This is a genomic window from Pseudonocardia alni (genome assembly GCF_002813375.1).
Lineage (GTDB): Bacteria > Actinomycetota > Actinomycetes > Mycobacteriales > Pseudonocardiaceae > Pseudonocardia > Pseudonocardia alni.
On the sequence record NZ_PHUJ01000003.1, the window covers coordinates 2338922 to 2356926 of the forward strand.

18 protein-coding genes and 1 pseudogene are annotated in these 18005 nt (G+C 75.3%); 9 read left to right on the forward strand and 10 right to left on the reverse strand.

Features of this window, described 5'->3' with window-relative positions:
- Window positions 1-15: 15 nt before the first annotated feature.
- Together ATL51_RS11745 and ATL51_RS11750 are read left to right on the forward strand one after the other, a co-directional pair.
- Window positions 16-837: an SAM-dependent methyltransferase gene (locus ATL51_RS11745; protein ID WP_100878643.1), complete on the forward strand. Its 822-nt coding sequence runs from the start codon at window positions 16-18 to the stop codon at window positions 835-837.
- A gap of 20 nt (window positions 838-857) precedes the next feature.
- Complete coding sequence (locus tag ATL51_RS11750; protein ID WP_100878644.1) at window positions 858-3077, forward strand: putative bifunctional diguanylate cyclase/phosphodiesterase; 2220 nt, start codon at window positions 858-860, stop codon at window positions 3075-3077.
- Here ATL51_RS11750 and ATL51_RS11755 read toward each other — a convergent pair.
- The 3 genes and pseudogenes from ATL51_RS11755 to ATL51_RS11765 form a co-directional block, all read right to left on the reverse strand.
- Window positions 3040-3963, reverse strand: coding sequence for an ABC transporter substrate-binding protein (locus ATL51_RS11755; protein WP_301549247.1), 924 nt, complete (start codon window positions 3961-3963; stop codon window positions 3040-3042). The two genes, ATL51_RS11750 and ATL51_RS11755, sit on opposite strands and share 38 nt — an antisense overlap.
- Window positions 3964-4011: 48 nt before the next feature.
- Window positions 4012-4611 carry an alpha/beta hydrolase family protein gene (locus ATL51_RS11760; protein ID WP_073576320.1) on the reverse strand — a complete coding sequence of 200 codons (600 nt, stop codon included), beginning with the start codon at window positions 4609-4611 and terminating at the stop codon, window positions 4012-4014.
- Window positions 4608-5425, reverse strand: a pseudogene (locus ATL51_RS11765) (SOS response-associated peptidase). Before ATL51_RS11765 ends, ATL51_RS11760 begins: the two are co-directional and overlap by 4 nt.
- 35 nt (window positions 5426-5460) lie before the next feature.
- Here ATL51_RS11765 and aroA point away from each other — a divergent pair.
- From aroA to ATL51_RS11780, 3 genes are read left to right on the forward strand one after another with little or no spacing between them, the layout of a single operon-like run.
- The gene (gene aroA, locus ATL51_RS11770) at window positions 5461-6753 is read left to right on the forward strand and encodes a 3-phosphoshikimate 1-carboxyvinyltransferase (RefSeq protein ID WP_100878645.1); all 1293 of its coding nucleotides are present in this window, start codon (window positions 5461-5463) and stop codon (window positions 6751-6753) included.
- A gap of 1 nt (window position 6754) precedes the next feature.
- On the forward strand, window positions 6755-7774 hold the full coding sequence (gene rsgA, locus ATL51_RS11775; RefSeq protein WP_073576323.1) for a ribosome small subunit-dependent GTPase A: 1020 nt from the start codon (window positions 6755-6757) through the stop codon (window positions 7772-7774).
- 47 nt (window positions 7775-7821) lie between these two features.
- On the forward strand, window positions 7822-8622 hold the full coding sequence (locus tag ATL51_RS11780; protein ID WP_100878646.1) for a hypothetical protein: 801 nt from the start codon (window positions 7822-7824) through the stop codon (window positions 8620-8622).
- A 10-nt stretch (window positions 8623-8632) separates the two neighbouring features.
- Here the strand turns inward: ATL51_RS11780 and ATL51_RS11785 are convergent, their stop codons facing one another.
- Complete coding sequence (locus ATL51_RS11785; RefSeq protein WP_202417258.1) at window positions 8633-9571, reverse strand: SMP-30/gluconolactonase/LRE family protein; 939 nt, start codon at window positions 9569-9571, stop codon at window positions 8633-8635.
- Between the two features lie 32 nt (window positions 9572-9603).
- On the opposite strand from ATL51_RS11785, the gene ATL51_RS11790 reads away from it, so the two are divergent.
- Complete coding sequence (locus ATL51_RS11790) at window positions 9604-10434, forward strand: crotonase/enoyl-CoA hydratase family protein (protein ID WP_100878647.1); 831 nt, start codon at window positions 9604-9606, stop codon at window positions 10432-10434.
- 14 nt (window positions 10435-10448) lie between these two features.
- Here ATL51_RS11790 and ATL51_RS11795 read toward each other — a convergent pair whose 3' ends face one another.
- Together ATL51_RS11795 and ATL51_RS11800 are read right to left on the reverse strand one after the other, a co-directional pair.
- Window positions 10449-10955 carry a DUF6912 family protein gene (locus ATL51_RS11795; protein ID WP_073576326.1) on the reverse strand — a complete coding sequence of 169 codons (507 nt, stop codon included), beginning with the start codon at window positions 10953-10955 and terminating at the stop codon, window positions 10449-10451.
- Window positions 10952-12424, reverse strand: a complete 1473-nt coding sequence (locus ATL51_RS11800) for a WS/DGAT/MGAT family O-acyltransferase (protein WP_100878648.1) — start codon at window positions 12422-12424, stop codon at window positions 10952-10954. Before ATL51_RS11800 ends, ATL51_RS11795 begins: the two co-directional genes overlap by 4 nt.
- Between ATL51_RS11800 and ATL51_RS11805 the strand changes: the two genes are divergently transcribed.
- From ATL51_RS11805 to ATL51_RS11815, 3 genes are read left to right on the forward strand one after another with little or no spacing between them, the layout of a single operon-like run.
- A complete protein-coding gene (locus ATL51_RS11805) occupies window positions 12423-13217 on the forward strand; it encodes a TrmH family RNA methyltransferase (RefSeq protein ID WP_073576328.1) in 795 nt (264 codons plus the stop codon). The two genes, ATL51_RS11800 and ATL51_RS11805, sit on opposite strands and share 2 nt — an antisense overlap.
- A gap of 22 nt (window positions 13218-13239) precedes the next feature.
- Entirely contained in the window at window positions 13240-14511 is a 1272-nt protein-coding gene (locus ATL51_RS11810; RefSeq protein ID WP_100878649.1) for an alpha-hydroxy acid oxidase, read from the forward strand.
- 19 nt (window positions 14512-14530) lie between these two features.
- A complete protein-coding gene (locus ATL51_RS11815) occupies window positions 14531-14791 on the forward strand; it encodes an antitoxin (protein WP_100878650.1) in 261 nt (86 codons plus the stop codon).
- A 118-nt stretch (window positions 14792-14909) separates the two neighbouring features.
- Here ATL51_RS11815 and ATL51_RS11820 read toward each other — a convergent pair whose 3' ends face one another.
- The 4 genes from ATL51_RS11820 to ATL51_RS11835 all read right to left on the reverse strand — a co-directional run bounded on the left by ATL51_RS11820 (window position 14910) and on the right by ATL51_RS11835 (window position 17744).
- Window positions 14910-15314, reverse strand: a complete 405-nt coding sequence (locus ATL51_RS11820) for an HAD-IA family hydrolase (RefSeq protein ID WP_301548998.1) — start codon at window positions 15312-15314, stop codon at window positions 14910-14912.
- Between the two features lie 162 nt (window positions 15315-15476).
- The gene (locus tag ATL51_RS11825) at window positions 15477-16241 is read right to left on the reverse strand and encodes an ABC transporter permease (RefSeq protein WP_100878651.1); all 765 of its coding nucleotides are present in this window, start codon (window positions 16239-16241) and stop codon (window positions 15477-15479) included.
- Entirely contained in the window at window positions 16238-17224 is a 987-nt protein-coding gene (locus tag ATL51_RS11830) for an ABC transporter ATP-binding protein (protein WP_100878652.1), read from the reverse strand. The genes ATL51_RS11825 and ATL51_RS11830 overlap by 4 nt, the downstream gene beginning before the upstream one ends.
- Before the next feature lie 16 nt (window positions 17225-17240).
- Window positions 17241-17744: a MarR family winged helix-turn-helix transcriptional regulator gene (locus ATL51_RS11835; RefSeq protein WP_157818328.1), complete on the reverse strand. Its 504-nt coding sequence runs from the start codon at window positions 17742-17744 to the stop codon at window positions 17241-17243.
- Window positions 17745-18005 lie beyond the last annotated feature (261 nt).

Genomic DNA, 18005 nt, shown 5'->3' on the forward strand with positions numbered 1-18005 from the left:
CTACGGGGAGCACGCGTGGACCGACCGGCATGGGCGCCCGACGAAGTGGACATGACCAGCCCGAGCGTCGCCCGGGTCTACGACTACTACCTGGGCGGGTCGCACAACTTCGAGGCCGACCGCGCCTTCGCCGAGAAGGTGCTCGACGCGCTGCCCGAGATGGCGGCCGTCGCGCAGGCCAACCGGGCGTTCCTGCGCCGGACCGTGCACCACCTGTGCGCCCACGGGATCCGCCAGTTCCTCGACCTCGGATCCGGCATCCCGACCGTCGGCAACGTGCACGAGGTCGCGGCGACCGCCTGCGACGACGCCCGGGTCCTCTACGTCGACCACGACCCGATCGCCGTCGCGCACAGCCGTGCGCTGCTCGACGGCGACCCGTCGACGGCCGTCCTCGCCGCCGACCTGACCGACCCGCGCCGGGTCCTCGACGACCCGGTGACCCGGACCCACCTCGACCTGTCCCGGCCGGTGGCGGTGCTGCTCGTCTCGGTGCTGCACTTCGTCCCGGACGAGGCGGACCCGGCCGGGATCATCGCCGCCTACGCCGGCGCGGCAGCCCCCGGCAGCCACGTGGTCGTCAGCCACGCGAGTGACGAGGGGGGCCTCTCCGGTGCGAGCCGGGCCCAGAACCTCTACAACAGGGACAGGTCCCCGAACCGGATGCGGATGCGCGACACCGAGGAGGTCGCGGCGCTGTTCGGTGATCTGGAGCTGGTCGAGCCCGGCGTCGTGCGGATCCCGCTCTGGCGTCCGGAGTCCCCGGTGGGCCCCGAGGCGCAGCGTTACCCCGGGCTCGCCGCCGTCGCCCGTCACGCCGGGCAGCCCGGGATCTGACCGTCGGAGGGAGAGCCGTCGTGGCGAAGCCCGTCCCCCTCCTGCCCGGTGGGCAGGGGCCGGGGCCGTCGGCGCTGGCCGACGCCTGGGTGCGCGCCATCGAGGCACGAGGCTTCGTCTCCGCCGCCCGCGCCGACCTGTACGCGGTGCTGTCCGGCGCGGCCTGGTGGTTCACCGCCGTCGTCGAGGGGCGGGCCGAGGAGGCGGTCGCCGAGGACGTCGGGGCCGAGCTGGTCGCCGCGCACCTCACCGACCCGGCCGCGCTGCGCTGCTCGATCGACGTCCTGGCCCAGCACTTCGCCGGGCTCAACCCGGACCCGGAACGGTTCCGCCGCTGGACCGCGGCGGTCGGGGCGCTGTCGACGGGGTACGCCCGGACGCTGCGCGATCGCACCCGGTTGGAGCAGGAACGGATCAGCTCCGCCGCGTTCGCGGCGCGCGCCGCCGCCGAGGACGCCCGATGGCAGTCCGAGGCGCGCTACGGGGTCGTGTTCGAGAGCTCCGTGCTCGGCATCAGCGTCGCCGACACCGGGGGTCGCATCCTGGAGGCCAACCGCACGCTGACCGCCATGCTCGGCTACCGGCCGGGCGATCTCGTGGGCCGCTCGGTGTTCGAGTTCATCCACCCCGAGGACACCCCGGAGATGTGGCCGCAGATCGAGGCCATGCTCGCCGGGCGGATCGGGCACGCCCGGATGGAGAAGTCCTACTTCCGGGCCGACGGTGACCAGGTGTGGACCGAGCTGACCGTCTCGCTGGTCCGCTCCCCCGACGGCGAGCCCCGCTACCTCGTCGCGATGGTCTCCGACGTCACCGAGCGGCGCCGCCTGCAGTCACGGCTGCGCCACCAGGCCGAGCACGACCCGCTCACCGGTCTGCCGAACCGCTCGCTGTTCTTCACCCGGCTCGAGACCGCGCTCGCCGGCCCGTACGGCTCCCCCGCCCCGGTGGGGGTCTGCTACCTCGACCTCGACGGTTTCAAGGCCGTCAACGACACCCTCGGCCACGACGCGGGCGACCAGCTCCTGCGCACCGTCGCGCACCGCCTCGACGCCGAGCTCCGGCCGGCCGGGCACACCGTCGCCCGGATGGGCGGCGACGAGTTCGTCGTGCTCGTGGAGCGCTGCGCCGGCGTCGAGCAGCTGACCGCGGTCGCCGAGCAGGCACTGGCGGTCGTCCGACGGCCGGTGCACGTGCGCGGCCGGGAGGTCGTGGTCTCGGCCAGCATCGGGATCGTCGACCGTCCGTTCGCGGTGGACTCCGGCACCGCCGGTGCCGAGGGGGCGGCCGAGCTGATGCAGGCCGCGGACACCACGATGTACTGGGCCAAGCGCGACGGCCGGGACCGGATCGCGGTGTTCGACCCGGCCCGTCACGCCAACGACGTGCATCTGTTCGAGCTGGCCGGGCGCATGCCGGGCGCGTTGGACCGCGGTGAGTTCCATCTGGAGTACCAGCCGCTGGTGTCGCTGCACGACGGCTCGGTCGTCGGGGTGGAGGCGCTGGCCCGGTGGCGCACCGCCGACGGCGAGCGGCTCGGCCCGGACGTGTTCATCCCGCTGGCCGAGCAGACCGGCCTGATCGTGCCGCTGGGGCTGCACCTGCTGGAGCGGGCCTGCACCGACGCCCGGTGCTGGGTGGACGCGGGCGCCGACGCGGGGCTCGTGCTCAGCGTGAACGTGGCGGGCCAGCAGCTGCGCAGGCCCGACGCCGTCGCCCGCATCGCCGACGTGCTGGAGCGGACCGGGTGGCCGGCGTCGTCGCTGCAGCTGGAGCTGACCGAGAGCGACCTCATGTCCGCCGCCGGGCGCCCGGTGCAGGCGCTGGAGGAGCTCTCGCAGCTCGAGGTGCGGATCGCCATCGACGACTTCGGCACCGGCTACTCCAACCTGGTCTACCTGCACCGGCTGCCGGTGGACGTGCTCAAGCTGGCCGGGTCGTTCGTCACCGGGCAGGGCGGTCCCTGCCCGGGCGACGACGGCGTCCCGCACGACGTCGACAGCCCGGTGATCCTCTCGGCGATGATCGAGCTGGCCCACACCCTGGGGCTGACCGTCGTCGCGGAGTCGGTGGAGACCGAGGGCCAGGCCCGGCGGCTGCACCAGCTGGGCTGCGACATCGGGCAGGGCTGGCACCTGGGCTCCCCGGTCCCGGCCACGGAGATCGCCGCCCGGCTCACCGCGCCCGGCGGCGACCCGGGACTCAGCCCGCGGCGGCCCGCTCCCGGACCTCGTCGATGACGCGCTCGGCGCCCAGCACGCCGATCCCGACCATCCACGTCTCGTCGTCGACCTCGTGGACCGCGCCCGCGCGCACCGCGGGCAGCGGGCCCCACAGCCGTGCGACCGCGGCACGGGAGCCCGACGACGGGTCCTGCGCCCGGTCGGTGAAGAACACCACCTCGCCGTCGATGCTCCCGGCCAGCTCGGGGGCACTCTCGATCATCGAGTACTCGTTCCACGGACGGTCGCCGAGGTCGTAGCCCATCGCGGTGAGCACCGAACCGGAGAAGCTGCGGGGGCCGTAGAGCCGGAACGACTCCGGGCGGAACCGCACGATCGAGGCCGTCCGGCCGGGAGCGCCGACCTCGCGTCCGACCGTGACCGCGCGCTCGCGCCAGCCCGACAACAGCTCCTCCATCCGGGGCCGGGCGTCGACGGCGTCGGCCGTCACCCGGGCCTGCTCCTCCCAGTCGGTGCCGCTGCCGACGGAGAACACCGTCGGGGCGATCCGGGACAGCTGCTCGTAGAGCGGGCGGTGCCGGACCGCCGACCCGATGATCAGGTCGGGGCGCAGCCGGACGACCGCCTCCAGGTCCGGCTCGGCGATCAGCCCGGTGGACTCGGTGCCGGTGAGCCGGTCCGCGAGGTAGGGCGGGTAGCCCGCCCCGGCGGCGGAGACGCTCGCGCCGACCGGGACGGTCCCGAGCGCGACCAGCGCGTCGAGGTGCGGGGAGTCGAGGACGACGACCCGGGCTGGCCGGGCGGGCAGGCGGGTCTCACCCATCGCGTGGGTCACGGTGTAGCCACCCGGCGCCTCGGGCCCGGGGCCGGAGCCCGCACCGCAGCCGACGGCCGCCCCGAGTACCAGCAGCACCGCCACGAACCGGGCGAACGTTCTGATCATCACGAACTGAACATAGGCCGGAATTGAGGGTAGGCAACCCTCACGAACTCACCGGGTGAGTGTCGCCAGCCACTCCCCCACGGCGGACCCCAGCAGGTCGTGCTGCTTCGTCAGGCCGTGGTCGCCGTCGAGCAGGACGACCCGGCGGTCCGGACCGTCCCCGGGGACGCCGAAGCGGTCGCTGCGGCCCTGCACCACGAGCACCGGCACCCCGGCCGCCTCGAGCTCCGGGGCCCGCGTCCGCTCCGGGCGGCCCGGTGGGTGCACCGGGAAGGCCAGGCACAGCACCGCGGCGGCACCGGCCGTCGTCGCCGTGCGGCAGGCGACGCGCGCGCCGGAGCTGCGGCCGCCGACGACCAGCGGGCCGTCGTGGCCGGGCCGCACCGCCGCGACGACGGCGAGCCACGCCTCGTCGAGGTGCCCGGCCGGGGCGGGGGCCCGCCGGCCCGAGACCCGGTAGGGCTGCTCGACCAGGCCGACGTCGAACCCGGCGGCGGTGGCCGCCGCGGTCGCGGTGACCAGGTCGGGTGCGTCGACGCCGCCGCCCGCGCCGTGCCCGAGCAGCAGCAGCCCGCGCGGGGACCCCGCCCGGTGCAGGGTGACCCGGGCCGGGCCGCGCGGGGTGTCGACCTCGCGCGCCGCGGTCACGAGAGCAGGTCGAGCTGGATCGGCTCGGTCACCTGGTCGTCGGGGAGCCGGTCGAGCAGTGCGGGCGCGTTGTTGCGGACGTTGTTGACCTGCGGCGAGACCGGCCGGATGTCCAGGGTCGAGACCAGCTCCGGCGACGGCGGGACCAGAAGCCGGGTCACCCCCTCGTCGCCGGTGCCGCGGTCCGGGTCGAGCCAGTCCGACCAGTCGTCGGGGCGCAGCAGCAGCGGCATCCGGTCGTGCACCTGGGTCAGCGGGCCGACCGCGTCGGTGGTGAGCACGCAGGCGGTGACCAGCCCGTCCGGGTACTTCTCGGTCAGCTCGTCGCCCTGCGGGCGCCAGAACTCCCAGATGCCCGCCATCGCCATCGTGGCACCGTCGGCGTAGTGGTGAAGTACGGCTGCTTGGTCGGCTTGCCGGTCCCTCCCTGGGACTTCGGGACGGCGTCGTGGCGCTGCCACTCGTACCAGCCGTCCATCGGGAACAGGCAGCGCCGCGACGCGGCCGCGCGGCGGAACGCGGGCTTCTCGGTGATCGTCTCGGATCGGGCGTTCACCATCCGCGCACCCGCCGACGGGTCCTTCGCCCAGAACGGCACCAACCCCCAGCGCACGGTGCGCAGCGACCGCTCGGTGGTGCCCCGGTCGGGCTCGCCGTTCTCGTCGCGGGGGTGGCGTTCGACCACCACGGTGATGTCCTTGGTCGGCGCCACGTTGTAGTCCGGACGCTGCGAGGTCTCCTGCGTCGCGTCGACGGCGTGGAACTCGTCGGCCAGGTCCGCGGGGGCCTTCGTGGAGGCGTAACGGCCGCACATGCGCCCCATCCTCCCACGTGGGGAAGGATGGAGGCGTGAGCAACTGGACCGCCCCCACGCCCGGGTCGCCGGTGACCGGCACCGTCACCGTCCCCGGGTCGAAGTCGGTGACCAACCGTGCGCTGCTGCTCGCCGGCCTGTCCGGCGGCGACGTCCGGGTCGACGGCGCCCCGCCCACCCGCGACACCGCGCTGATGACCGGGGCGCTCGCCGCGCTCGGCGTCCCGGTCACCACGCTCGGGGACACGGTGGAGATCGGCGCGCACCCCGGCCTGCGCGGCGGGACCCCCGAGGCGCCCGCCGGGGTCGACTGCGGGCTCGCCGGCACGGTCATGCGGTTCGTCCCCCCGGCCGCGGCGACGGCGTCCGGTGCGGTCCGCTTCGACGGCGACCCGCGCGCCCGGGAGCGCCCGATGGGCACCGTGCTGGACGCGCTGCGCGCACTCGGGGCCACCGTGTCCTACGACGGCGCCGCCGACGCGCTGCCGTTCGTGCTCGACGGCGGCCCGGTCCGGGGCGGCGAGGTCACGATCGACGCGTCGGCCTCGTCGCAGTTCGTGTCCGGGCTGCTGCTGTCCGGGTCGCTGTTCGAGCGCGGCGTGACCGTGGTCCACGACGGGACGCCGCTGCCGTCGCTGCCGCACATCGCGATGACCGTGGAGATGCTGCGCGCCGCCGGGGTGGCCGTCGACGACGCCGAGCCGAACACCTGGCGGGTCGAGCCCGGCCCGGTCGCGGCGCGGGACTGGTCGGTCGAGCCCGACCTGTCGAACGCTTCGGTGTTCCTCGCCGCGGCCGTCGTGACCGGCGGGCGGGTCACCGTGCGCGGCTGGCCGGCCGAGACCACCCAGCCCGGCGTCGACGTCCTGCCGGTGCTGGAGCAGTTCGGCGCCACGGTCACGCACACCGCCGACGGCCTCACCGTGACCGGGCCGGACCGGCTCACCGGCGTCGACGTCGACCTGCACGACGCGGGCGAGCTCGCCCCCACCGTCGCCGCGGTCGCCGCGCTGGCGTCGGGCACCTCGCGGCTGCGCGGGATCGGGCACCTGCGGGGCCACGAGACCGACCGGCTCGCCGCCCTCGCCACCGAGATCACCGCGCTCGGCGGTGCCGTCACCGAGACCGAGGACGGCCTGGTCATCGAGCCGAAGCCGCTCACCGGGAGGTCCGACCGGCCGTGGGGCGCCTACGCCGACCACCGGATGGCGACCGCGGGCGCGATCATCGGGCTGGTGGTGCCGGGCGTCGAGGTCGACGACGTCGCGAGCACCGACAAGACCATCCCGGACTTCCCCGGGCGGTGGGCGGCGCTGGTCGGGAACTGACATGCCCCGCGACATCAGCAGGCTCGACGAGTCCGACGTCCGTGTCCGCCCCGGACGGCGCGGGAGCAGGCCGCGCAGCAAGCGCAGGCCCGCACACGCCGACGCGACCCGCGCGATGGTCACCGCCGTCGACCGGGGACGGTGGACCTGCGCGGTCGACGCCGACCCGGGCCTGCCCCAGGTCGTCGCCATGCGGGCCCGCGAGCTGGGCCGGACGCCGGTCGTCGTCGGGGACCGGGTGGACCTCGTCGGGGACCTGTCCGGTGAGCCGGACACCCTCGCCCGGATCGTGCGGGTCGCCGAGCGTGACACCGTGCTGCGCCGCACCGCCGACGACACCGACCCCTACGAGCGGATCGTCGTCGCGAACGCGCAGCGGCTGATCGTGGTCACCGCCGTCGCCGACCCGGTGCCGCGCAGCGGGTTCGTCGACCGCTGCCTGGTCGCGGCCTTCGCCGGTGGGCTGCAGCCGGTGCTGTGCCTGACCAAGTCCGACCTCGCCGACCCGGAGCCGTTCGCGGCGCAGTACCGCGAGCTCGGCGTGCCGGTGCTGGTGACCGGGCGCTCGGAGTCCGGGCCTCCGTCCGGGCTGGACGCGCTGCGGGAGGAGCTGTCCGGGCGGCTGTGCGCGCTGGTCGGACACTCCGGGGTCGGCAAGTCCACCCTGGTCAACGCGATCGTCCCGGCCGCGACGCAGGCCATCGGACGGGTGTCGGGTGTGGGGAAGGGCCGGCACACGACCACCGCGGCGCTGGCGTTCCCGCACGCCGAGGGGTGGGTCGTCGACACCCCCGGGGTGCGCTCGTTCGGTCTCGCGCACGTCGGCGCGGACGACGTCGTCGCCGCGTTCGGCGACCTGGCGACCGCGATCGAGGACTGCCCGCGCGGCTGCGGGCACCTCGGGCCGCCCGCCGACCCGGAGTGCGCACTGGACGACCTGGTCGCCTCCGGCGCGCTCGGAGGAGGCAGACTCGAGGCGTTGCGCCGCGTGCTGGTGGCGCTGGCGAGCGACAGGTTCTGACCATCACGACGACGGCCGGGGAGCGGGTAGTGCCGGGACGGCGCGCGATGACGCTGCTGCTGTGCGGGGCGGTGCTGGTGCCCGGGCTGACCGGCTGCGCCTGGCCCGGCTCCTTCGGTGCCACCCCCGCACCGCCCGCCGCCGCGCCCGCCGCCCTGCCGAAGTACTACGACCCGGCGCCGCTGATCACCGACGTCCGGGCCCGCACCCGGCTCGACGGCGGCTCGACGCTGTCCGTGGCGGGCACCCTGACCGACGGCGGCAGGACCGTCCCGGTCACCGGCGACGGCGCCCTGCGGGTCGACCAGGACGGGGACGCCCCCGCGGTGCGGCTGCTGCTGCGCTCCGGCCCGTCCGGCGCGGTCGCGCAGAGCACGGAGATCATCCGGATCGACGGCCGGACCTGGCTGCGCCCCGGCGAGGGCGGCTGGGGCGAGGCCGGCAGGGTCGCGCTGCCCCCGGAGCAGATGTCCCACGCGACGCTGGCCGCGAACGTCGCCGCCGGACTCGACCCGCTGGGGGCGGTCGCGCGCTACCCGGACGCGGTGCTCGTCGCCGACGCCGCCGACGACGCCGTCGACGGCACCCCGACCGTGCACTACACACTGGTCGTCGACCTGGTCCGGGCCGCGGCGACCGAGACCGACCCGGCGCGCCGCACGGCGCTGCAGGCCCAGCAGCGGGCCGGGCTGACCCGGCTGAGCGCGGAGATCTGGGTCGACGCCGAGCGCAGGCCGCTGCGCAGCCGGGTCCGCCAGCAGCTCCCCGACGGCGCGGCGCTCGACGCCCTCGTCCGCTACGACGGCTGGGGCGCCCCGATCACCATCGAACCGCCGGTCCGCGGCTGACCCGGGGCCCTCAGCGGCGGAACGCCAGGTCGAGACCGTCGACCGGCCAGGTGCAGCGGTAGAGCCGACCCCGTCCCGACGAGGTGACCCAGGCGTCGCGCGACCCGGCGCCGGCGAAGCAGATGTTCGTGACGTGCGGGTCGTGCTCGGGCGGCGCGACGGTGCCGAGCAGCTCCCCGGCCGGGGACAGCACGCTGACCTCGCCGGAGACCAGGGTGGCGACGCAGACGTTCCCGTCGCCGTCGACGGCGAGCGAGTCGAGGTTGCGGAACCCGGCGAAGCCGTGCAGCAGGCGGGCGTCACCGGGGCCGGGCGGGCCGGGCAGTTCCGGCGGCGCGGCGAGCGTGCCGGGTCCGGTCACCGCCCAGCACCAGACACGGCCGGTGGCGGTCTCGGCGACGTAGAGCCGTGACCCGTCCGGGGACAGACCCACGCCGTTCGGGGTCATGAGCGGGTGCACGACCTCGGTGAGCGCCGAGCCGTCGGTACGGGCGTGGTACAGCCCGCCGAGGTCGACCTCGCGGGGGCGGCGCTTGCCGAGGTCGGTGAACCAGAAGGTGCCGTCGGCGGCGAAGACGATGTCGTTGGGACCGCGCAGGCCGTCGTGGAGCACCGAGGAGCCGCCGGTGTCGGGGTCGACGCGCAGGATCGCGCCGCCGCGGTAGTCCTCGGGCTGGTTGCCCGGGTACACGGTGCCGTCGGGGCGGGTGTGCCAGGTGAAGCCGCCGTTGTCGCAGACGTAGACGGCGCCGTCCGGGCCGATCGCGGCGCCGTTCGGTCCACCCCCGGTCTCGGCGACGGTGACGTGGCCGCCGTCGGGCAGCACCCGGGTCAGCCGCCCGGCCGCGATCTCGACGACGAGCACCGACCCGTCGGACAGTGCCACCGGGCCCTCCGGGAACGCGAGCCCACGGGTCACCTCGTGCAGCTGCGGCGCGACGAACGCCATACCGGCCTCCGATCCGGGTTACGGTCCGGTGCATGAGCGAGCGTGTCCGGACCACCGTCGACGACGGCGTCGCCGAGGTGCGGCTCACCCGCCCGGAGCGCCGCAACGCCCTCGACGTCGCCCAGTTCACCGCGATCGTGCACGCCGCGGAGGCGCTGCGCGACCGCACGGACGTCCGCGCGGTGGTTCTCTCGGCGGACGGGCCGGACTTCTGCGCCGGGCTGGACCGCGACATGTTCCGCGCGATGCGTTCCGGTGAACGGCGCTCGGCCACCGCCGAGCTGCCCCCGCCGCGCGAGGGCTCCCCGGCGCACGCGACCGGGCAGCGCGCAGCGTATGTCTGGGCCGAGCTGGACGTGCCGGTGATCGCCGCCGTACAGGGGCACGCGCTGGGCGGCGGGCTGCAGATCGCGCTGGGGGCGGACCTGCGGATCGTCGCCCCCACCGCGACGCTGTCGGTGCTGGAGATCGTATGGGGCCTGGTGCCGGACATGGGCGGCACGCTGCTGCTGCCGCAGCTGGTCGGGCGCGACGTCGCCCGCGACCTGACCTTCACCGGGCGCACGGTGTCCGGCACCGAGGCCGTCGCGCTGGGGCTCGCGACCCGCACCGCCGAGGACCCGCGGGCGGCCGCGCTGGCGACCGCGCACGAGATCGCCGCCCGCAACCCGCACGCCGTGCGTGCGGCGAAGCGGCTGCTCGCGGCGCCCCGCCCACCCGCCGAGCAGCTCGCCGCCGAACAGGCCGAGATCGGTGCGCTGATCGCGAGCCCGAACCAGCGCGAGGCGGTGACCGCGCGGCTGGAGGGGCGGGACCCGGTGTTCGCCGATCCCGCACCGGGGCCGCCGGCCGGGACGGGCTGACCGACCGCCGGGGCTCAGCCCAGCTCGACGAGGAACGGCAGCTCGGTGCCGTCGTACCAGGCCAGCTCGTGGTCCTCGGCCTCGCCGACGAGGAACTCGGCGTCCATGTCGCCCAGGTCGGCCTTGTCGACCGCGCCGGCCGCCTCCCGGACGGCGTGCTCGGCCTCCGGCAGGTCCACGTGCACGGCGGCGATCTTCGACACCGGCACCGGGCCGGTCACCCGGACCGCGCCGTCGTCGAGGTCGGGGCGCAAGGTGACGTCGTCGGTGTCGGCGGACACCACGACCCGGCGGGCGGGGGTGTCGTCCTCGCCCAGCCCGAACTCGACCGAGAGCAGCCGCAGCGACGCCCGCGCCGCCTCGTTCATCGCGGCGTACTCGAGCTCCTCGTCGTCGCCTGCGGTGTAGGACTCGCGCAGCTTCGGGGTGAGTGCGAACGCGGTGCCGCCCAGCGGCTCGAAGTTCCCGGTCTTCACCGTGCGGGCCAGCATCGGCCAGGTCGCGGGGAGGTAGATCCTCAACGGTCGTCTCCTCTGACGGGTGTCATCGGTGTCTGTCGCAGTGTCTCGAGGAGCTCCTCGAGTGACTCGTCCACCATCCCGGCGAGCACGTCCAGGTCGCCCATGGCGCCCCTGTCCCCGTTCAGTCCGTAGTACACACCACCGTCGTAGCTGGTCAGGCCGATGGAGACGGCCTGACCCTTCGCCAGCGGCACCACCGGGAACATCTCCAGCATCCGCGCCCCGGCTGCGTAGAGCGGGAACTGCGGGCCGGGCACATTGGTCACGACCAGGTTGAAGAAGTGCCGGGCCATGCCGTTCGCGGCGCGGGCGCCGACGGCGTGCAGCGTCGGCGGGGCGAACCCGCCGATCCGCACCAGCGTGTCCGCACCGACGGCGTCGCCGGTGTCGGTGTGCTCGCGCATCTGGTGGGTGACCTGGTGCAGCCGCACCAGCGGGCTCGGCTCGCCGACGGGCAGGTCCACCAGGAACGACGCCACCCGGTTCCCGAGCGACCCGCCGGTCGCCGAACTGGGTACGTCGCCCTCCCCGCGCACCGACAGCGGTACCAGCGCCCGCACCGACGACGACCCGGCGACCGGCTCGCCGCGCGACATCAGCCAGGTGCGCAGGGCACCGGCGATGACGGCGAGCACCACGTCGTTGACGTCGCAGCCGTAGGCGGCGCGGACCGTGCGGTAGTCCTCCAGGTCGGTGCGGGCCATCGCGAACCGGCGCTGGGTGGAGATCTCGGCGTTCAACGGGAGCCCGGGCGCGCGGCGGCCCGCGGTGCGGGCCATGTTCAGGACCTTGCCCGCGGCCCCGGCGAGCTTGCCGACGGTGGCCAGCGCGTCGCCCGCGGCGACCCGGACGTTGTCCACGATCTCGGTGGGGCGGGTGACCGCCTCGGAGATCGCGTCGAGCACGAGCTGGCCGTCGGTCGGCTCCGGGCGCGGCATCCACAGCTCGTCCGGGGTGTCCCGCGGCTCGGCGGAGACGTCCAGGATGACCTGGCCGATGTCGATGGCGGAGATGCCGTCGACCATCGCCTGGTGGGTCTTGGTGAGGATCGCGACGCGTCCGCCGTCGCCGCCGCGGCCGTCCCCGGCGGGGGCGAGGCCCTCGATGAGGTACATCTCCCACAGCGGGCGGGTGTGGTCCAGCGGGCGCGACATCAGGCGCCCGACCAGCTCGGTCAGCTGCTCCTCGCTGCCCGGACGGGGCAGTGCCGAGCGGCGCACGTGGTAGGCGATGTCGAACTCGGGGTCGTCGACCCACACCGGGCGCGCGAGGTTGCCCGGGACGTGGCGGACCTTCTGCCGGTAGCGCGGCACCAGCGCGATGCGCTGCTCGATGAGCTCGACCAGCCGGTCGTAGTCGAAGCCGTCGTCGGGGCGGTCGAACACGGCGACCCCGCCGACGTGCATCGGTGTGGTCGCCTCCTCCAGGTACAGGAAGGACGCGTCGAGTGCGGAGAGCCGGGACGGCATGGCCGCGATCCTACGTGCGACGCTTCTCCTCGTGAGCGATGCAGGTGCGGTCTCCCCGAAGGACCGGTTCATCACGGTCTACGGCCGCAAGCCCGTCCTGGAGGCGCTGGCCGACCCCGACCTGGAGGTCGACAAGGTCGTGCTGGCCGACACGGTGCGCGGTGGCGGCGAGCGCGAGATCACCGCGGCCGCCCGCGGTCGCGGGGTGCCGGTGCAGCGCGCGACCGCGCAGCGGGTGAAGGTGCTGGCCGGCAACGGCCGCCATGACCAGGGCGTGCTGGCCGACGTCGTCGCCCCGCGGATGTCGCCGCTGGAGCACTTCCTGTCCGACCTGGGCACCCGGCGGCCGGCGTCGGTGCTGGTGCTCGACGCCGTCACCAACCCGTCGAACGTCGGGATGATCCTGCGCAGCGCGACGGCCGCCGGTCTGGACGGCGTGCTGCTGCCCCGCCGCGGGGTGCCCGCCATCGACCCGCTGGTGATCAAGGCGTCGGCCGGGGTGGCGTTCGCCGCGCCGGTGCTGCGCTGCGCCACCGCCACCGAGGGCGTCGACCTCATGCACGCCGCCGGGTTCGGGGTGTTCGGGCTCGACGCCGGCGGCGACTCGCTGCTGGAGGCGTCGCTCCCGTCCCGGGTCGCGCTGGTACTGGGCAACGAGACCGACGGCCTGACCGAGGACGTCCGTTCCCGGCTCGACGGGATCCTCTCGCTGCCGATGTACGGCGGGGTGGAGTCGCTCAACGTCGCCTCCGCCGGAGCCGTCGCCGCCTACGAGCTGCTGCGCCGACGCTGACCGGTCACCTAATGTCGGGGCGATGGTGCGCCGTCGCATTCCCCGCCCCTCCGAGCTGGCGCCGCTGCTGCGGCCGGCCCCGTTCACCCTGGACCGCACGGCGGCCCGGCTCGCCCGCGCGTCGAGCATCGGTGACCTGCGCGAGCTGGCGCGGCGCCGCGCGCCGCGGGCGGTGTTCGACTACACCGACGGGGCCGCCGAGGACGAGGTGAGCCTGCGCCGGGCCCGCGAGGTGTGGGCGTCGGTGGAGTTCTCGCCGACCGTGCTCACCGACGTCTCGCGGGTGGACACCGGCCGGGAGATCCTGGGCGGGCGCTCGTCGCTGCCGTTCGCGCTGGCCCCGACCGGTTTCACGCGGATGATGCACACCGAGGGCGAGCGCGCGGTCGCCGCCGTCGCCGCGCGGGCCGGGATCCCCTACGCGCTCTCGACGATGGGCTCGACGACGATCGAGGGGGTCGCCGAGGCCGGGCGCGGCGGGCGGCACTGGTTCCAGCTCTACCTGTGGCGCGACCGCTCGGTCGCCCACGAGCTCGTCTCCCGGGCGCAGGAGGCCGGCTACGACACGCTGCTGCTCACCGTGGACACCCCGGTCGGCGGCAACCGGCGCCGCGACGCCCGCAACGGCCTGTCCATCCCGCCCGCGCTGTCGCTGCGGACCTTCGTCGACGGCGCCCGCCACCCCCGCTGGTGGTTCGACCTGCTCACCACCGAACCGCTGACGTTCGAGTCGCTCGCCGCGGGCGGCGGCAGCCCCTACGAGGTGATCAACCGGGTGTTCGATCCGGCGCTGACCCTCGACGACGTCACCTGGCTGCGCGGGGCCTGGCCCGGGAAGCTGGTGGTCAAGGGCGTCCAGTCGGTCACCGACGCCCGCCGCGTCGCCGACGCGGGCGCCGACGGCGTGCTGCTGTCCAACCACGGCGGACGGCAGCTGGACCGGGCCCCGGTACCCGCCGAGCTGATCGAGCCGGTGGTGCAGGAGCTCGGCGACGACGCGGAGGTCCTGGTGGACACCGGGATCACCCACGGCGGCGACGTCGTCGCCGCCGTCGCGCTCGGCGCCCGCGCGGCGCTGGTGGGCCGCGCCTACCTGTACGGGCTGATGGCCGGTGGCGAGGCCGGGGTGTCCCGCGCGGTGGAGATCCTGCGCGCCGAGGTGGAGCGGACGATGCAGCTGCTCGGCGTGACCCGGGTGGACGACCTCCGCCCGGAGCACGCCCGGCTCCGCTCGGCGACCGGCGGCCACCACCACCCGAACGAGCGACGGCCCGGCACTGCGCCCCGGCGCTGACGGGGCCAGCATGGGGCGCATGAGTTTCCTGGACAAGGCCAAGGAACTGCTCGGCAAGCACGACGACAAGGTCGACCAGGCCCTGAACAAGGTCGGCGACACAGCCAAGCAGAAGTACGGTCACGACGGTCAGATCGACACCGCGACCAAGTTCGCCCGCGAGCGGACCGGTACCGGTGACACCGCCGCGCCGCCGCCCCCCGGTCAGCCGGGTCCGGACGGCCAGGCCCCGCCGCCGCCCGCGCCGGGGCAGGCCCCGCCGCCGCCCCCGCAGCAGTAAGCAGGGCACGACCGGTCCGGCCACCGCCGGGCTGCCCACGGGGCGCCGTCCGCACGCTGCGGGCGGCGCCTCCGCATGTCCGGGGTGCCCCGGCTGCACCGCGGGTCACCCGGGGGGCTCAGTCGCGGGCGGGCACCCCGAGCAGGACCTCCAGCTCGCCGAGGGTGGTCTCGGCGCCGGTGTGGCGCACCCCGACCGCCCCGGCCGCGGCGGCACCGCGCACGCACGCCCCCATGTCGTCGACGACGACGCAGTCCCCCGCGGCCAGGCCCAGCTCCGCCGCGGCGGCGGCGAAGGAGTCCGGGCTCGGCTTGCGGGCCCCGCGGACCGCACCGAGGAGGACCGTGCCGAACGCCGCGGCGACCTCGTCGGGAACCGCGTGCGCGCCGGAGAAGAGCGCGGTGCGGATCCCCGCGGCCGCGGCGCGACGGGCGTAGGCGAGCAGCAGGGCCCCGTCGGCGGGGTCGTCGAGCACCCCGCCGTAGTCGACGATCAGGCCACGCAGGGTCCGGGTGTCCGCCACCCGGCCGACGGTACCGAGTGTCGCCGCCTCCCGGGGCGCACCGGGCTCCGCCGCAGCTCGGCGCTGCAGGCTCGCCGCTCGACCGCCGCGGCTCGGTGCTGCTGCTCCGCCGCTCGACCGCCGCGGCTCGGTGCTGCTGCTCCGCCGCTCGACCGCCGCGGCTCAGTCGAGGGCCCGGCGCAGGAAGCCGCGGATCCCCAGCAGGGTGAACAGCACGATCGCCGCCACCGGGACGAGCACGCACACCCACAGCGGGATGTGCGGGACCTGCGGCACCAGCGACGCGCGGATCCCCTCGCTGACGTAGGTCAGCGGATTCACCGCCGACAGCACCTGGAACCAGCGCAGGTCGGCCAGGGTGAGCCACGGGTACTGCACCGAGCCGGTGAACAGCAGCGGCGTGAAGATCACCGCGAACAGGATGTTGATCCGCCGCGGCGGCACCGCGGTGCCGATGGTGAGCCCCATCGCCGCACCGAGCAGGCTCCCGAGCACCACCATCAGCAGCGCGGTGGCCAGCCCCTCGGCCGGCCACCGGATGTCGATCATCGCGAAACCGATGGGCACCATCAGCAGACTGGCGAGCAGGCCGCGCATCCCCGCGAAGGCGATCTTCTCGACGGCGACGGCCCACACGGGCATCGGCGCGAGCAGCCGGTCGTCGATCTCCCGCGTCCAGGACAGCTCGAACACCAGCGGCAGCGTCACCGCCTGCAGGGCGCCGAACATCGCGTTCAGCGCGATCAGGCCGGGCAGCATGATCTGCCCGTACTCGGGCGACACGAAGCCGCCGCGGCCGAGGACCACGACGAACACCAGCAGGAAGAAGAACGGCTGCACCAGCGTCTGCGCGAGGAACGACGGAAGCTCCCGGCCGGTGACGAACAGATCGCGGCGCAGCACCGCCAGGAAGGCACGCCCGGTCATCGCAGGTCCCTGCCCGTCAGGTCGATGAACACGTCCTCCAGCGTCGCCTGCCCCAGGCTGACGTCGCGCACCGTGGCGCCGTGCCGCCCGAGCAGGTCGACGGCCGGAGCCAGCAGCGCCGCCGGCTCCGTGACGACCGACAGCCGGAACGCCGACACGGTGCCGTTCTCCCCCGGGCCGCGGCCCGGCGGGGTCTCGGCACGCGCGACACCGCCCAGCCCGGCCAGCGCCACGCGCAGCGTCTCCGCCGCACCGGGCCCGTGGTCGGCGACGATCTCCACGGTCGCGCTGCCCGGCAGCGACCGGACCAGCGCGTCCGGGGTGTCCAGCGCGAGCAGCCGTCCGTGGTCGACGATCCCGATCCGGTCCGACAGCTTGTGCGCCTCGTCCATGTCGTGGGTGGTGAGCACGACGGTCACGCCCTCGTCGCGCAGCCCGCTGATCTGGTCGTGGACGAACAGCCGGGCCTGCGGGTCCAGGCCGGTCGAGGGTTCGTCGAGGAACAGCACCTCCGGGGAGTGCATGAGCCCGCGGGCGATCATGACGCGCTGGGCCTGGCCGCCGGACAGGTCGTCGGCGACGGCCTTCGCCTTGTCGGTCAGCCCCATCCGCTCCAGCAGTTCGTCGGCGCGGCGGTTGCGCTCCGCCCGCCCGACGCCGTGGTAGGCGGCGTGGAAGACCAAATTGTCGCGGACACCGAGGGAACGGTCCAGGTTCTGGCGCTGCGGGACGACGGCCAGCTTCGCGCAGACGGCGACGGCGTCGGCGCGCACGTCGAGCCCGGCGACCCGGGCCGTGCCCGAGGTCGGCACCACGCGGGTCGTGAGCACGCCGACGGTCGTGGTCTTCCCGGCGCCGTTGGGCCCGAGCAGCCCGAACACCTCACCCTCGGCCACCGAGAACGACAGGCCGTCGACGGCATTGCCCTTCGCCTTCGGGTACCGCTTCACCAGGTCGACCACCTCGACCGCGGTCCGTCCCATCGCACTCCCCCGCCGATCACGTCACGTCGGGCCGATCCTGCTCCAGGTCGGCGATCACCGCGAGCAGGTAAGCGCGGACGGCGTCGTCGAGCCCGTCCGACGGCTCCCGCAGCCACGGTCCGCGCCCGTCGGAGCGGGCGTCGCGCCACCGGTCCCGCCCGGCGCCGGTGAGCGCGACGAGCCGGACCCGCCGGTCCGCCGGATCCCCGCGGCGGACCACCAGCCCCGCCGCCTCCAACACGTCGACGACCGGGGTCAGGCTGGTCGGGGCGACCCGGACCCGGGCGGCGAGCTCGCGCTGGGCCAGTCCGCCGCACCGCTCCAGCACGTCGAGGACCGCGAACCCGGTGACACCGAGGCCGTGGCCCCCGGTCCGCCGACGGCGTTCGGCGAGCACCGCCGCCCCGGCCCGGACGACGAGGTCGGCCAGCGACTCCGCGGGGCCGTCCACCGGGTCGGGAACCGGCACGAGGCGGGGCGGGGTGAGGTCGATGCGTCCCGGTGGGTGGGGTGCGGGCATCGCGGGAGGGTAGGACGCGGCGGGGCCCGGCGGGGGCGGTCGGGCGGGGCCGGTCGCGTTCGTGAACACCGGCCCCCACCGGAGGGCGGCTCACGACCGGCGGCGCCGGCGCCGCTCGCAATCGTGGCTCCGTCGGTGCGCCGGACCACGCCGGCCCCACCTGCGCCCTCGGATCGTGCGGCACCGCATCGTGCGGAGCCGGACGGTCCGGTGGCGGATCCGGGCCGGGCCCCGCCGCGGCCGCCGGGGCCGTCGCAGTCT